Source organism: Lysinibacillus zambalensis, assembly GCF_040183165.1.
Taxonomy (GTDB): domain Bacteria; phylum Bacillota; class Bacilli; order Bacillales_A; family Planococcaceae; genus Lysinibacillus; species Lysinibacillus zambalensis.
Genome location: NZ_JBEGDG010000013.1, coordinates 1 through 15,597, shown reverse-complemented (window position 1 = coordinate 15,597; position 15,597 = coordinate 1). Strand labels below are relative to the sequence as shown.

Genomic DNA, 15,597 nt, shown 5'->3' with positions numbered 1-15,597 from the left:
GATCTCCTCTTTAAATGCGTCTTTTTTTTATAAACAGAAAAATAAAAGGGGTGATGAGAAGGATGGCAATGATAGGAACGGTTATCGTTTATATTATTATGATTTGTGCAGTTTTAGGAGCAATTGGAGCAATTCGAGATGCTGAATATGGAATCGGTAAAGAGTTTATGAATGGTATTCATACGGTTGGACATATTTTCGTACCTGCTGCAGGGATCATGGCAGCTATACCTTACTTAACGTGGTTTATAAGTCATTTTATTAGCCCGATTTTTGAATGGATTGGTGCTGATCCAGCGATTGCGGCGACGACAATTTTAGCGTCGGACATGGGAGGCTATCAATTAGCAAATGCGTTAAAAGAGTCCTATGAAGGATGGGTCATGGCTCTAGTTGTCGGATTTATGTCCGGTGCAACAATAGTGTTCTCTATTCCAATGGGGCTTGCCATGTTAGATAAGCGAGATCATAAATATATGGCTTTAGGTATTATGGCGGGTGTTTTAACAATTCCGATTGGAGCATTTATTTCTTCTATTTTGATCGTGATGTTTAATACGGAGGTTCGTGAAGTAATTAGTACAACAGCGGCACCAACATATGTTTTTGCCATTTCTGTTTTACAAATATTAATTAATTTATTGCCATTATTTATTTTTGTCGTGTTAATTGCGTTAGGTCTAAAACTAATTCCAAATGGCATGATCAAAGGCTTCATGATTTTTGGACGTGTGATGGATGCTGCAATCAAGCTTGTGCTAGTGTTCTCGATTGTAGAAATTTTCACAGGTATTTTTACGAAGGTTTTTGGTGCATGGGGCTTTGATCCGATCATGGCAGATAAAGCCGATCAGTTCCGGGCACTTGAAACAGCTGGATACATCGGTATTATGCTAGCGGGTGCATTCCCAATGGTGTACTTAATAAGAAAATATGCATCGAAGCCTCTAGAGGCAGGAGGTAAAAAATTAGGCCTATCATCAGTAGGGAGCGCAGGTATTTTAGCGACAATTGCTAATATTTTAGCCATGTTTACACTTGTTCGACATATGCCACCGAAAGATAAGGTCATTAACATTGCCTTTGGAGTTTGTTCAGCATTCCTTCTAGGAGATCATTTATCGTTTACAGCTAACTTCCAACCGACCATTATTTTACCGGTTATTGCAGGTAAGTTTTTAGCGGGTGTTATCGCAATTATATTTGCTTATAAGCTATCTGTTCCAACAGCTTTAAGGCTAGAACAAGAGGATCGCAAGGCGGGCATTATTAAAGAAGGAGAATATTTAGAGCAAAAGTCTTGATTAAATGAACGATGAACTTGAAAGAGGTGATGACGTGTGAGTGAAGAAAAGAAACGGTTTATTCAGGAGTTTGTGCCAGGAAAGCAGCTAACATTAAGTCATTTAATCGCAAACCCTGACCCTGATATGTTTCAAAAGCTAGGTATCCAAGAAGCAGGTGCACTTGGCATCATGACATGTACACCAAGTGAGACAGTTATTATCGCAGGGGATTTAGCAACAAAGTCAGCGAACGTAAAACTTGGGTTTTTAGATCGCTTTACCGGCAGTCTCGTAATTGTTGGCAGTGTCTCCGAGGTTGAAATGGCGATGTTAGAGATTAATCGTTTTCTATCAGAGAAACTTGGCTATACGCCATCAAAAATAACGAAGTCATAGGATGTGCCGTATGAAAAATCGAGTAATGATTATAGGTGGTGTGCAAGCAGGGAAGTCGACATTGATGAATGCGCTATTAGGAAAAGATAGACAAGCCAATAAAACACAAGCGCTCGTTTATGATGACTGGATTGTTGATACACCTGGAGAATATATAGAAAATCCAATGTATTACAAAAACATCATGGCAACATCGCTTGAAGTCACACATGTGATTTATTTGCAGGATGCCACGTCATCAAGGAGTGTTTTTCCTCCGCAATTTAGCTTAGGAATTCCCAAAATACAAATTGGTGTTATTACAAAAATTGATGCACCTCTTGCAGATGTAGAAAGAGCGACAGCGTTATTACAAAATGTCATGACACGTGGTCCTATTGTGAAAACCTCTTCGTGGCAAAAGCTTGGTATTGAGTTTATTGCGCCACTTATTCAGCTCAATTGTGACGAAGAAATTCGCCAATTTGTGAAGGATCGTGATAGTCCTTATCTCATGTATAGCCCGTAGTGGCAATCGGGGGGGAGTAAGTTGAAGACAGAAAAAATTTATAGTGCAGGCATTGATATTGGAACAAGTACAACAAAAATGGTCGTCAGTAGTTTTCTATTGAAAAACGTTGCAGGAGTAACGCATGTGCCTCGCATAGAAATTATTGAAAAAACGGTTTTACATCAAAGCCCGATTATTAAAACACCATTTATCAATAAAGAAATTATCGATATGGAAAAAATCGAGCAATTTATTTTTCAGCAATATCAATTGGCCCAAATTGCACCAGCAGATATTGCAACAGGTGCCATTATTATTACAGGCGAATCTGCAACAAAGGAAAATGCTAGCGAGGTGGTTCATGCGATTGCGGATACAGCTGGACACTTTTTAGTTGCTACCGCCGGACCCGATTTGGAAGGAATCATTGCAGCAAAGGGCGCGGGTACTTTACAACAATCTAAAAATACGGCCAAAGTTATCGCTAATATCGATATCGGTGGTGGTACAGCAAATATTGCGGTAATGCAGTACGGTGAAGTAATTGGTACGTGTACATTGCATGTCGGAGGGAGACTCATAGAATTTCAGAATGGCATTGTCCAATCGATTTCACCACCCATTATGAAACTAATGGAAAAATGGTCAAAGCCATTAAAGGTGGGTGATGCAGCAGAGGATGTACGTGTCACACAACTAATCCAAGAAATGGCGGATATAGTCGCGATGACACTCAGCGGACAATTGACAGATGAACAGCATCCGTTATTGTTAGGACATTTGCCAACTTGGAATAAACCAGTTGAAGCAGTCGTTTTTTCCGGTGGCGTAGCGGCTTGTATTTATGAACAGGCATGTACAAACCGTCAATATGATGATATCGGCGAAAAATTGGCGACATACCTTTTGCAGCACGAACAGTTACAATCCTTTTTATGGCTAAAACCAGAGGAAACAGCACGGGCAACGGTGACTGGTGCAGGTACCCAAACAACTGAGATTAGTGGTGCAACGATTCAAGTAGACGCGGAAGTATTGCCTTTAAAAAATGTGCCTGTTTTCGATTGCCATATGGATACGAACAGCCAAGAATTCGACTATGTGGTAAAAATAGCGGTTGAACGAGCCGATGCTCTATTTTCTATACAGGAGAATCGCTCACCGTTTGCACTCTATTTTAGTCAGTTACCCTATTTAAGCTTCCAGGATGTCCGTACTTTATGTGAAGCTATTTTGAAACACTTAGCGACAATAAGCTCCAAGGAACTACCAATTATCATAGTCATTCAATCAGATTATGCAAAAGTTATTGGGCAAACGATACAAGCGATTAATCAAACAGTTCCCATCATTTGCATCGATCAAATCAAAGTGGAAACAGGCGATTACATTGACATTGGGGAAGTACTGCCATCTGGAGTTGTCCCAGTCGTTGTAAAAACACTTGCTTTTCACTCAAAGTAAGGAGGATGAATGTGAATCTATCGGTGATATTTGGTAGAGAAAAATATAATTTTAAATCATTGAAGGATGTAATGGCCAAGGCCAATGAAGAAAAATCAGGAGATCAGTTAGCTGGAATTGCTGCTGAATCTGTACAACAACGAATTGCGGCAAAGGCCGTTCTAAGTGAGCTGTTAGTGAAAGATATAAGAGAAAACCCATTAGTTTCTCCCGAAGAGGATGAAGTGACACGGATTATTGAAGGAGATATTAATGAGCAAATTTATGGAGAAATTAAAAACTGGAGTATCGAGCAACTACGAGAATATATTTTATCCAATGACACAGGCGATCGGGAATTAAAACGCTTAAGCAAGGGTATGAATTCAGAAATTATTGCGTCCGTTACAAAGCTAATGTCCAACTTAGATCTCGTCCATGCTGCCAATAAAGTGGAAATACTGTCAACTTGTAATAGTACGATTGGACAAAAGGGCACACTTTCCTCAAGATTACAGCCGAACCATCCAACAGACAATATTGACGGTATTATTGCTTCATTAAAAGAGGGTCTGTCCTATGGTATAGGTGACGCGGTCATTGGGATTAATCCAGTAGATGATTCAGCTGAAAGTGTGAAAAAAGTATTGCAAGCAACAAAGGAGTTTATCAATGATTGGTCGATTCCTACACAAAACTGTGTATTAGCACATATTACAACACAGATGAAGGCTATTAAACAAGGTGCACCTGCCGATATGATTTTCCAAAGTATTGCAGGAACAGAAATTGCTAATCGTTCGTTTGGTATTTCTGCTGACCTAATAAGAGAAGCAGAGGAGCTTGTGAAAAAGCAAGGAACAGGAACTGGACCGAACTTATTCTATTTTGAAACTGGACAAGGCTCGGAGCTATCTGCTGAGGCACATATGGGTATTGACCAAGTAACACTTGAATCGCGCAATTACGGATTTGCTAGACATTTTAATCCGTATATTGTGAACACGGTAGTTGGCTTTATTGGACCTGAGTATTTATACAATAACAAACAAGTTATACGTGCAGGGCTAGAAGATCACTTTATGGGCAAAATGCACGGAATTCCAATGGGCGTTGATATTTGTTACACAAACCATATTAAAGCAGACCAAAATGATGTTGAAGATTTAAGTGTTTTACTAACAGCTGCTGGTGTCAACTTTATTATAGCTGCACCAATGGGCGACGATGTCATGTTGAACTATCAGTCAATGAGCTTCCATGATGTCGCTACATTACTTCAAACGTTTGGTAAAAAACCAGCACCTGCATTTCTAGCGTGGTTAGAAAAAATGGGCATTTATGAAAATGGTCGTCTATCTGCAATAGCTGGCGATTTATCTATATTTGAAAGGTAGGTGAGTCCATTGAATGAACAATTAGTATCGATGATTACACAGCTCGTAATAGAAAAGATGGGCAATCAAACGCCCGACGAACCTTCTCATGAGACGGCTGTACCAATAGAAGACCATAAGGAAATACTTATTAAACTTCAAGCTAAGGAAACTAGTGAAGCTAATATAGTAGCAAGTCCGAGCGCAATAGAACGGTCAAATGAACCATTAATTAAACTTTATCATTCTGAATCACATAACCATGAACAATTGTATTACAGCGCAAGTAATAATGAACCAACTGACACTATGGCACCTATTACAGCTTTTAAATTTGAAGAGGATGAAGTGTCTGAAAGTGTTCAAGCTGCTAAAAAGCATACACCTGCAAGAATAGGTGTTGGGAGAGCTGGGACAAGGCCAAAAACAAAAACGTGGCTAAAGTTCCGACTCGATCATGCGGCGGCAGTAGATGCGGTGTATGGGGAAGTGACTGAAGGGCTCCTACAAAAGCTTGACGTCTTTCAAGTAACAACAAGAGTGACAGATAAGGAAGAATACATTACTAGACCTGATTTAGGTCGTCGTTTATCAGATGAATCAAAAACACTTATCCAATCGAAGTGTGCAAAAAATCCAAAGGTACAAATCATTCTATCTAACGGATTAAGTGCAAGTGCGATAGAAGAAAATGTGCAAGATGTTTATTTAGCGTTACAGCAAAGTCTCAATAATTTAAATATAGAAATAGGAACGACTTTCTATATTGATAAAGGGCGTGTAGCTCTTATGGATGAAATTGGCGAGCTTTTACAAGCAGAAGTGATTGTTTATCTAATCGGTGAGCGTCCGGGACTTGTATCAGCCGAGTCAATGAGTGCCTATATATGCTATCAACCTAGAATTGGCACAGTAGAAGCTGATCGAATGGTCGTTTCGAACATTCATAAAGGTGGTATCCCACCGTTAGAGGCTGGAGCCTATTTAGGAACAGTCGTGCAAAAAATATTGCATTACAAGGCAAGTGGAGTTGGTCTTGTGGCAAAAGAAGGTTAGGGAGACAAACGATGAATCCTCAAAAAATCATGGCAGAAATTTTAGCAATGCAAGTCATTCCAAGAGTGAATAGTGAACTAGCCGAGCAATTAGATTTAAAGCCATATCACAATAGCATTGGACTCGTAACACTAACAATAGATGATGTTGGCTATGTAGCTTTGGACGAGGCTACGAAAAAAGCAGATGTCGATGTAGTGTATGCGAAAAGTTTTTATGCTGGCTCGGCACATGCATCTGGCCCATTATCTGGTGAAGTCATTGGCATCATTGCCGGTAGATCGCCTGATGAAATACGCAGTGGTTTAGATGCGATTCGGCAGAAAATTCAGTTTGATACGTATTTTGAAGCGATCCTTCAAAATGAAAACCACGCTCTTTTTGCACATACTGTAGCAAGCTGTGGTACGTATTTGGCAGAGCTAGCAAACGTTAAGATTGGAACAGCCCTTGCTTACTTAATCGCACCGCCACTTGAAGCTGTCGTTGGTTTAGATGCTGCATTAAAGGCGGCAGAAGTAGAGCTAAAGGTTTTCTTTGGTCCACCATCTGAAACCAATTTCGGTGGAGGTTTAGTAAGTGGTAGCCAATCTTCCTGCCAAGCTGCTGCAAATGCTTTTAGAGAAGCTATTGAAAATTTAACAAGAAATCCAGTTGTTTAGAAAGGTGGGTCTTTATGTCCACATTAGATAAAGATTTATTAGCCATTCAAGAAATGAGAGACGCCGTGATACGTGCCAATATTGCACAGGCTGCGTATATGCAGTATTCACAGCAGCAAGTAGATCATATCGTCAAGGCTGTTGCGGATGCAGCATTTAAAGAGGCAGAACGTCTGGCAAATATGGCCGTTCAGGAAACAGGGATGGGTGTTCCTAATCATAAAAAGATGAAAAATGAGGTTGCCTCTAGAGATGTCTATGAAGATATTAAAGATTTAAAGACTGTCGGTGTCGTAGGTTTCGATCGAATGAAGAAAGTGACAGAGATTGCTAGTCCGTTTGGCGTAATTGCGGGCATTGTCCCAACGACAAATCCAACATCAACTGCAATTTTTAAAACACTTATTTCATTGAAAACTAGAAATGGTCTTGTTCTAAGCCCGCATCCATATGCAGTTGAATGTACAAAGGAAGCTTTAGAGATTTGTAGAGTAGCAGCAGAAGAAGCGGGAGCACCAGAAGGATTGCTTCACTGTTTAACACTGTCTTCAATGGAGGCTACGCAGCAACTAATGAAGCACCCCGATATCCACTTAATATTAGCGACTGGTGGGGGTGCGCTAGTAAAAGCAGCCTATAGTTCAGGTAAACCTGCTTATGGTGTAGGACCAGGGAATGTTCCAGCTTATATTGAAAAATCGGCAAATATATTCAAAGCTGTTCGCCAGCTTGTCCAAAGTAAGTCTTTTGATAACGGTACGATTTGTGCTACAGAACAATCGATTATTGTAGATAAAGCTATCGCCGAGCAAGTTTTATCAGAGTTAAAGAAGAACAATGCTTATATTTTGAGCGATGAAGAGAAGGTGAAGATGGAGAAGTTGATTTCTCCTGTCCCTGGGAAAGTAAATCCTCAAATTGTAGGCAAGTCAGCAGCTTGCTTAGCAGATTCTATCGGTGTTACCGTGCCGGAAGATACAAAAGTACTTGTTGGTATGGAAACGATGATCGGCAAGAACATTCCATTTTCACTGGAAAAACTGTCCCCGATATTTGCGTTATACACAGTTGAGGACAGTACAGAGGCAAAACAGGTAATGATTGATTTGCTAAACATAGGTGGACGCGGACATACATGCTCGATCCATACAGAAAATACAGCTTTAGCTGAGCAATTTTCTGTTGAATTACCAGTGTCCAGAATTGTGATCAATACATTATCATCTATTGGCGCTGTTGGTGGAACTACAGGTTTAGCACCATCTTTCACATTAGGATGTGGCACGTTTGGTGGCAATATTACGTCCGATAACATTACAGCGAGACATTTATTGAATATTAAACGTATGGCATACGGCATTAAAGATGTAGAGGTGCCAAAACCAAAGTTCTTAACAAAACCAGTAGTAGAAAATATTAAGGCACAAGATCCATCGCTGGATACAGCGGTGGTTCAACAAATTGTTGATCAAGTATTAAAACAAATAACATTACAAAATAAATAATTTGGAGGAATGACAAATGAGTACAGCATTAGGAATGGTAGAAACAAAAGGATTAGTAGGAGCAATTGAAGCAGCAGACGCAATGGTAAAGGCTGCTAGTGTTAATTTAGTAGGAAAAGTACATGTTGGTGGCGGAATCGTCACTGTATTAGTTCGTGGTGATGTAGGAGCGGTAAAAGCAGCTACTGATGCAGGTGCAGCAGCGGCGCAACGTGTTGGAGAACTGCTATCAGTTCATGTAATCCCACGTCCACACCATGAATTAGAATTAATTTTACCAAAAGCAGAAGCTTAATTTTATTTCAGTCCGAATAAAAGCGACGAAAAGAAGAGTCCAAATGACGGAAAGAATCCTCGAAGTGACGGAAAGAAAAGCCGAAGCGACGGAAAGAATCCTCGGAGTGACGGATAGAAGTCAAAGCGACGGAAGGAAGAGCCGAAATGACGGAAAGAATCCCCGGAGTGACGGATGGAAGTCAAAGCGACGGAAGGAAGAGCCGAAGTGACGGAAGGAAGAGCCGAAGTGACGGAAAGAATCCTCGAAGTGACGGAAAGAATCCTCGGAGTGACGGATAGAAGAGTCGAAGCGACGGATAGAATCATCGAAACGAAGGAAAAACCCGCCCGAAGCGACGGATAAAACAACCTAATTAGAAGGGCAGGATGCTACACATCATAACTCATCCTGCTCATTCATTTTCAACAGTAATAAAGATATAGAGGTGGCTAACGTGAAAACAGCGACAAAGATATTTCCTGTGGCCATTTCAGCTCGTCATATACATGTCAGTGAAGAGGATTTACAAGCACTTTTTGGTCCAAATGCAACGCTAACGAAGGATTTTGATCTTTCACAGCCAGGACAGTTTGCAGCCAAAGAGCGTGTCTCTATTGAGGGACCAAAAGGTGTTCTTCACAATGTGCGTGTACTAGGTCCTGTAAGAGCGGCAACACAGGTGGAAATTAGTCGAACAGATGCAATGAAACTAGGATTAACTCCTCCTTTAAGGCAATCGGGAGATATCGAAAGTTCAGCAAGCATCAAATTAATTAATCAAGAACAAGAAATCATAATTAAGCAGGGAGTTATTATTGCACAAGCACATATTCATATGAAGGAAGAAGATGCAATTGCATTGGACGTACAAAATAATGAATTAGTATCTGTTGAAGTAGAAAGTGAGCGACCTGTGACGTTTCGTGGAGTTGTAGTTCGTGTGTCAAACGATTTTAGTTTGGAGATGCATATTGATACAGATGAAGCGAATGCAGGCTTTATTGAACAGCAAGCACAAGGGAGAATTATCAGATCATTAACGTAAGGAGGAGGTTAGATGCAGGAAAATTTAGTCCAAAAAATTGTCGAAGAAGTATTGCAGCAAGTTTTAAAAAAACAGCCTTCTTCTCAATATGACGGGAAAATCCCTATTGGTGTTTCAGCACGACATGTCCATCTTGCTCAAGCTGAAGTAGAGAAGCTTTTTGGCGAGAACTATCAAATAACACCTAAGTTTGAACTTTCACAGCCAGGACAGTTTGCTGCTGAAGAAACCGTTGTTATTGCTGGTCCTAAGGGTTCCATTGAGCGAGTGCGAATATTAGGCCCAGCTCGTTCATTATCTCAAGTAGAAGTAAGCTGGACAGACGCGATGAAATTAGGGATGAAGCCACCATTAAGAATTTCAGGAGATATTAAAGGTTCCAGCCCTGTCACACTTATCGGTCCAAATGGCAGTGTCGTGCTAAATGAAGGGCTCATTATTGCGCAAGCACATATTCATATGTCACCAGCTGATAGCGCTCGGTTCCAAGTAGCAGATGGACAATCGGTACAAATTAAAGTAGAGGGTATAAGACCGATTATTTTATCCAATGTAATGATTCGTGTTTCGGATCGTTATCGATTGGAGATGCATATCGACACAGATGAAGCAAATGCAGGATTAATTCAGCAAGGTGCACTTGCTGAAATTATCTATGTACAAGCTAACGAACAAATGGATGTCAAAGAAATTCCTCCAGTCTTTAAACAAGCTGAAAGACCATCCAGCTATCAATTTGATAAGAAGCTACTTTCGCAAGTAGAAGTACTTGAAATAGAAGCTCGGGAAATTATTGTTCCTAAAAACACAATTGTTACGGCATTGGCTTATGACAAAATACGAGAGTTAAATAAGACGTTAACAATTCGCTCGGAGTAATTAGAAAAGTCCATTCAGGATAAAGTAGGTGAAGTTCATGCAAATGGGAAAAGTGATAGGCAGTGTATGGGCAACACGTAAGGAAGAAGGGTTGAATGGCTTAAAACTTTTAATTATTCAACCAATTGACTCCAAACAGCAGCCGGTTCGTTCAGAGATTGTAGCAGCAGATCGTATCGGGGCAGGAATCGGCGATGATGTGCTTATTACAAGTGGTGGATCATCACGATATATTATGCAAGAAAATCCATTGCCTATCGATGCAGTTGTTATAGGTATTATTGATTCTACGGAAGTTATGAGAGGTGAAGAGAATGGGTAGCGCTATTGGAATGATAGAGACAAAAGGATTAGTAGGCTCTTACGAAGCTGCTGATGCAATGATTAAGTCATCAGATGTAACAATCGTCAAGCAAGAGTTCGTTGATGGTGGGATTGTGACAGTCGTCGTGAAAGGTGATGTTGGTTCTGTCCAGGCAGCAGTAGAAGCTGGAAAAGCCGCTGCAATGCGTGTTGGAGAACTATTAGGCGCTCACGTAATTCCGAGACCGGATGAAGATGTTTTTCAAATGATTAAAGGAACGGAAGCACCAAAGAAAAAAACAGCAACAACATCAACGCGTACTAAAAAAACGACGGAAACTACAGCAGCTACTGATCAACGAGGTGAGGCATAATGTCTTTTCGAAAAAGTAAAATTGCTGTAATTGGTGCTGGTCATACTGGCGCAACTTTAAGTTTATTTTTGGCACAAAAAGAGCTAGGAGATGTTGTCCTGTTAGATATTCCAGAAGCGGAGAATCCGACAAAAGGAAAGGCGCTAGATTTATTACAAACAGGACCAATCGAAAAGTTTAATGTTTCTATTAAAGGAACGTGCAATTATGAGGATATAGCAGGAGCAAATATTGTCGTTATTACTGCTGGTATTCCTCGTAAACCAGGCATGAGCCGAGATGATTTAGTGACGACGAATGCAAAAATTATTCAACAAGTCTCTAGACAAATAAAACATTATGCTCCAAACAGCATAGTTCTTATATTAAGCAATCCAGTCGATGCCATGACCTATGTTTGCTACAAGGAAACAGGCTTTCCGAAAAATCGTATCATTGGTCAATCAGGTGTGTTAGATACAGCGCGTTTTAATACATTTGTAGCACAGGAACTACAAATTGCCCCAGAGGATGTGTCAGGATTCGTCTTAGGTGGACATGGCGACGAAATGGTCCCCTTAATTCGATATTCCTATGCTGGGGGTATTCCATTAGAAAAACTAATTCCCTCAGACAGATTACAACAAATCGTAGAACGTACACGTAAAGGTGGCGGAGAAATTGTTGGTTTGTTAGGGAATGGCAGTGCTTATTATGCGCCAGCTGCTGCCTGTGCACAGATGGTCGAAATCATCATGAAAGATCAACGCAAAATAATTCCTTCAATTGCCCTTTTAGAAGGTGAGTACGGTTACCACGAATTATTTTTAGGTGTACCGACAATATTAGGCGGCAATGGTATAGAATCAGTTATCGAATTGCACCTGACAAATGAAGAAAAAATGGCACTTCATCAATCAGCAGAAGCCGTCAAACAAGTATTAACGATTTGTCAAAACATAGGGTAATCAGACCCTATGCAGCAATAAGATATGTAGGATCCCCAACTATATATCTGTTGTAAAAACCTTTAGCTCTTAAAAATGTTTGATTGGAAACCGAACATTGCACGTGAAATCTAGTTAAAATTCCCCCTTATTTATATAGAATATGAAGCTCTCTTTGAACGTGAAAGTTCGAAAAGAGCTTCTTTTTGTTGAAGAAGACGCCACTGGATAAAGTTAGCTTTATCGTTGACTTTGTCCTTAGGGGAAGGTGTATAAATGAATGGTAGCAGGTAACAAATAAATGAGTGAGGTGGTATTGTGCTATCAATAGGAGAGTTCTCAAAAATATGTGGTGTCTCTACAAAAACACTTCGATATTACGATGAAATTGGATTAATAAACCCAGATGAGATTAATGCTGAAAGCGGTTATAGGTATTATTCCATCGACCAACTAAAAAGGATGCTCTACATCAACCGTTTAAAATCTTATCATTTTTCACTTGAAGAAATTAAAACGATGTTGGAATTAGAAGAGGATCAATCCGAAGAAATGCTTTGTTCTGCGCTAAATCATAAGAAAAATGAAATTCAAGAGAAACTAAAGGCTTTTGAATATGTTGTAAAACAATTAAATCAAGATATTTCAAATTTAGAAAAGGGGGTGCCAATCATGTCGTACCTTGACGACTTCGAAGTACAACTAGTAGAAACAAAGCCAATAAATATCCTTTATAAGCGATTAATATTGAGCAGTGATGATTATGCATCGGGATATGGTCGTTATTTTAGCGAGTTATATGAAAGAATTGCGAAGGAGAAGCTCACTTTACTTGGTCAACCGATGACGATTTACCATAGCCCTGAATTTAATCCTGCTGGCAATGATACCGAGTTCGCCATTACAATAGCTGAGACTGTCAAAGGAACGAGAGATTTGCCTGGTAGCCTCTGTGCTAAATCTGTTTTAAATGGGGCATATCCAGAATTGACATCCGTCTACGCAAATTTGATGAAGTGGATTGAAAACGAGGGATACGAGCTAATATTGCCACCATATGAAATATATGTAACAGACCCAAATCAAGCAATCGACCCTGAGGAGTATGTTACTGAGGTATATTTTCCTGTAAAGAAAAAATGACAATAAGAGGTTCCTATGCAAACAACAATAAATTGGGAAGCCGTAAAACCTGAAAGCATATATATGAACAATGAAAGTCTTTCTAAGCTAGAACAGACGATAAAAAGTGATTATCACAATATTAATGGCATTATTATTATTAAAGATGGTCATTTAGCATATGAAAAATATTTTAATGGCAAAGGTCCTGATCATTGTCACCATGTAGCATCTGTAACAAAAAGTGTACTCTCTGCACTAATAGGCATCGCAATTGATAAAGGCTATATAAATAGCGTTGAAGAAAAGGTGTTGGGTTTTTTCCCAGAGTATACGTTTGCTTCTAATCAGCAGAAACAACAGATTACTATACGACATCTACTTTCTATGACAGTTCCTTATCCATTTGAGGATTGGCATGAGCCACTAGATAAGCTATGTCAACAGCAGGATTGGATAAAATACACACTTGATTTAATGGGTGCAAATGGGGATATAGGTGCTTTTAAATACTCTACAGCTGGAGCACATGTATTGTCGGCAATTCTTACTAAAAGTACTGGCAAGAGTGCACGAGCGTTCGCCAATGAACATTTGTTTACACCGCTTGGCATGAAAGAAATTCCGAACTACCAAATGAATGCCTATGGGTTTGATGATTTATTCGGGAAAAACGTTAAGGGGTGGGTCCATGATCCAAATGGTCATTCGACAGGTGGATGGGGACTAACATTAACTACTCGTGATATGGCGCGATTTGGCTACCTCTATATAAACAATGGCATGTTGAATAATAATAGGGTCCTCTCAGAGACATGGATTCGAGAATCAACGGAGATGAACTATCACAATTACGGTTATTTATGGTGGCTACGCCGAGATGATGGACTATTTACATATTCAGCAATAGGGGATGGAGGCAATATGATTTGTTGTATACCGAAATTGAATATGGTTGTGGCAATTGGTTCAGAATTCATCATGAATCCACGAGATAGATGGCCGTTAATGAAAGAGTATATAATCCCAGCGGTTAAAAATAATCAATAATTTTAATAGTTCAAGTGAGGGGGGATAATTCCTTTCCAATTAGGTGGATGCACGCTTGCTTCAAGTTCATCGGTAAACTATCCCCCCAACGTATTTCACAGTCTCGATCCCAATCAACTTATGACATAGGTAAAATTTCGATCCCATCAAATTAGACAATAGGCTATAATAAATAGTCTGTTATCTAATTTGATAAAGTGATCTTTATGATGAAGTGAATTGAAAGTTCCCCTTTCTGAAGGTCGTGCTCACTATATCTTCAGTTTGAGGTTAAATTATACTTTTTTAAATAAAGTGAGGGAAAGAAATGGTTAGCTACTTGGTCGTCTTTATTGTCATTGTCCTTATAATGTTAAAGGAGAAACAAGTTAGACCAGCACGATTGTGGGTCATACCAGTTTTGTTAATTGGTGTAGTGTTTTCTACTATTTCCAGTATTAAATTAACGCCTTTAAGTATGATGATGTATATCAGCTGTTTAATGGTTGGATTGGGTATAGGAGTATGGAAAGGAAAACTAGAAAAAATTCGAAAGAATCATACTAGAGGAATCGTTACTACAAAAAGCTCTATTGCTGGAATTATTTTGTTTTTCGGATTTCTTCTTGTAAGGATACTGGTAGGTCATTGGAGTAGAGAGCATGCATTGCTATCATTAACAAATGCTCTTATGTTCATACCCCTTGGTAGTATTTGTTCTCGTCGCTATATTATCTACTTGAGATACAAACAACTTATGGGTGAGTAAATCAAAGACTAGACATAGTGATTTTTATTCTGTATTCATCTTTTTTTAAGTCATCTAGTCATCTAGTATATTTAGTGGGAAAAAGCAATTTCTTGCTGGAATAATTTAGTCCTAAGTTGGATTGATCCAGCCTTCGATTGTCCATGTTTGGTCAAAGTAGACAAAGTTGTATTTTCTTTGTCTACTTCCTCAATAAGTATTTTTCGCCAGATACATAACAACTTAATGATGTAACCTCGCCACTCATCTAGTACTGCAGCATGATAATCTCCTGAACGCATTATAGAAAATCCAATATCCCCTTACACCTTTTTTTACATAGCCTTAAATTTTTGTAGAATCAATATTTAATTTAAGTAGAACTAGAAAAATACTAAAAGTCCATAATATACAAAATTTTCGAAAATATGATAAACTAGTAGCGTGAAAAGGAGGATGTTAGCATGACTATACAACAATTTACTGACTATGTGAAAAAAATGCAGCACTACGGAGAAGCGCTGAGTGTGATTTATTGGGTAACTAAACTGTTACGATAAATTTAGATAAAACTATACAAATCTGTATAGAAGCATATATTTCTAACAGAATACCCTTCGTATCAAGCGATTGGTGCGAACTCCACGTTAATTGCTTTTAACTCCTAAAGCCTTGTGACC

18 protein-coding genes are annotated in these 15,597 nt (G+C 39.3%); all 18 read left to right on the top strand.

Going from position 1 to position 15,597, the window contains the following annotated elements; all coding sequences use genetic code 11:
• The first annotated feature begins 62 nt into the window (after positions 1-62).
• The 18 genes from eutH to ABNX05_RS16510 all read left to right on the top strand — a co-directional run bounded on the left by eutH (position 63) and on the right by ABNX05_RS16510 (position 14,938).
• Positions 63-1,304, top strand: coding sequence for an ethanolamine utilization protein EutH (eutH, locus tag ABNX05_RS16595; RefSeq protein ID WP_349660731.1), 1,242 nt, complete (start codon positions 63-65; stop codon positions 1,302-1,304).
• A gap of 36 nt (positions 1,305-1,340) precedes the next feature.
• Positions 1,341-1,682 (top strand): ethanolamine utilization microcompartment protein EutS, encoded by a 342-nt coding sequence (eutS, locus tag ABNX05_RS16590; protein ID WP_283871719.1) that lies wholly within the window; start codon positions 1,341-1,343, stop codon positions 1,680-1,682.
• A 10-nt stretch (positions 1,683-1,692) separates the two neighbouring features.
• Positions 1,693-2,190: a EutP/PduV family microcompartment system protein gene (locus ABNX05_RS16585; RefSeq protein WP_349660730.1), complete on the top strand. Its 498-nt coding sequence runs from the start codon at positions 1,693-1,695 to the stop codon at positions 2,188-2,190.
• A 21-nt stretch (positions 2,191-2,211) separates the two neighbouring features.
• Entirely contained in the window at positions 2,212-3,636 is a 1,425-nt protein-coding gene (locus tag ABNX05_RS16580) for an ethanolamine ammonia-lyase reactivating factor EutA (RefSeq protein ID WP_349660729.1), read from the top strand.
• Between the two features lie 5 nt (positions 3,637-3,641).
• The gene (locus tag ABNX05_RS16575) at positions 3,642-5,012 is read left to right on the top strand and encodes an ethanolamine ammonia-lyase subunit EutB (protein WP_349660728.1); all 1,371 of its coding nucleotides are present in this window, start codon (positions 3,642-3,644) and stop codon (positions 5,010-5,012) included.
• Positions 5,013-5,021: 9 nt separating this feature from the next.
• The gene (gene eutC, locus ABNX05_RS16570; protein WP_349660727.1) at positions 5,022-6,047 is read left to right on the top strand and encodes an ethanolamine ammonia-lyase subunit EutC; all 1,026 of its coding nucleotides are present in this window, start codon (positions 5,022-5,024) and stop codon (positions 6,045-6,047) included.
• Between the two features lie 11 nt (positions 6,048-6,058).
• A complete protein-coding gene (gene eutL, locus ABNX05_RS16565; protein ID WP_349660726.1) occupies positions 6,059-6,709 on the top strand; it encodes an ethanolamine utilization microcompartment protein EutL in 651 nt (216 codons plus the stop codon).
• A gap of 14 nt (positions 6,710-6,723) precedes the next feature.
• Entirely contained in the window at positions 6,724-8,214 is a 1,491-nt protein-coding gene (locus tag ABNX05_RS16560; protein ID WP_349660725.1) for an aldehyde dehydrogenase family protein, read from the top strand.
• 16 nt (positions 8,215-8,230) lie between these two features.
• Positions 8,231-8,509: a BMC domain-containing protein gene (locus tag ABNX05_RS16555; protein ID WP_053482447.1), complete on the top strand. Its 279-nt coding sequence runs from the start codon at positions 8,231-8,233 to the stop codon at positions 8,507-8,509.
• A 174-nt stretch (positions 8,510-8,683) separates the two neighbouring features.
• A complete protein-coding gene (locus tag ABNX05_RS16550; RefSeq protein ID WP_349660724.1) occupies positions 8,684-8,854 on the top strand; it encodes a hypothetical protein in 171 nt (56 codons plus the stop codon).
• Between the two features lie 91 nt (positions 8,855-8,945).
• On the top strand, positions 8,946-9,536 hold the full coding sequence (gene pduL / locus ABNX05_RS16545; protein ID WP_349660723.1) for a phosphate propanoyltransferase: 591 nt from the start codon (positions 8,946-8,948) through the stop codon (positions 9,534-9,536).
• Positions 9,537-9,548: 12 nt separating this feature from the next.
• On the top strand, positions 9,549-10,415 hold the full coding sequence (locus ABNX05_RS16540) for a phosphate propanoyltransferase (RefSeq protein WP_349660722.1): 867 nt from the start codon (positions 9,549-9,551) through the stop codon (positions 10,413-10,415).
• Positions 10,416-10,452: 37 nt separating this feature from the next.
• On the top strand, positions 10,453-10,737 hold the full coding sequence (locus tag ABNX05_RS16535) for a EutN/CcmL family microcompartment protein (RefSeq protein WP_349660721.1): 285 nt from the start codon (positions 10,453-10,455) through the stop codon (positions 10,735-10,737).
• Positions 10,730-11,092, top strand: coding sequence for a BMC domain-containing protein (locus ABNX05_RS16530; protein ID WP_349660720.1), 363 nt, complete (start codon positions 10,730-10,732; stop codon positions 11,090-11,092). Before ABNX05_RS16535 ends, ABNX05_RS16530 begins: the two co-directional genes overlap by 8 nt.
• A complete protein-coding gene (gene mdh, locus ABNX05_RS16525; RefSeq protein ID WP_349660719.1) occupies positions 11,092-12,039 on the top strand; it encodes a malate dehydrogenase in 948 nt (315 codons plus the stop codon). The genes ABNX05_RS16530 and mdh overlap by 1 nt, the downstream gene beginning before the upstream one ends.
• 297 nt (positions 12,040-12,336) lie before the next feature.
• Positions 12,337-13,161, top strand: a complete 825-nt coding sequence (locus tag ABNX05_RS16520; RefSeq protein ID WP_349660718.1) for a MerR family transcriptional regulator — start codon at positions 12,337-12,339, stop codon at positions 13,159-13,161.
• Positions 13,162-13,176: 15 nt separating this feature from the next.
• Positions 13,177-14,190, top strand: a complete 1,014-nt coding sequence (locus ABNX05_RS16515; RefSeq protein WP_349660717.1) for a serine hydrolase domain-containing protein — start codon at positions 13,177-13,179, stop codon at positions 14,188-14,190.
• 307 nt (positions 14,191-14,497) lie between these two features.
• Positions 14,498-14,938 carry a hypothetical protein gene (locus ABNX05_RS16510; protein WP_349660716.1) on the top strand — a complete coding sequence of 147 codons (441 nt, stop codon included), beginning with the start codon at positions 14,498-14,500 and terminating at the stop codon, positions 14,936-14,938.
• The last annotated feature ends 659 nt before the right edge of the window (positions 14,939-15,597 follow it).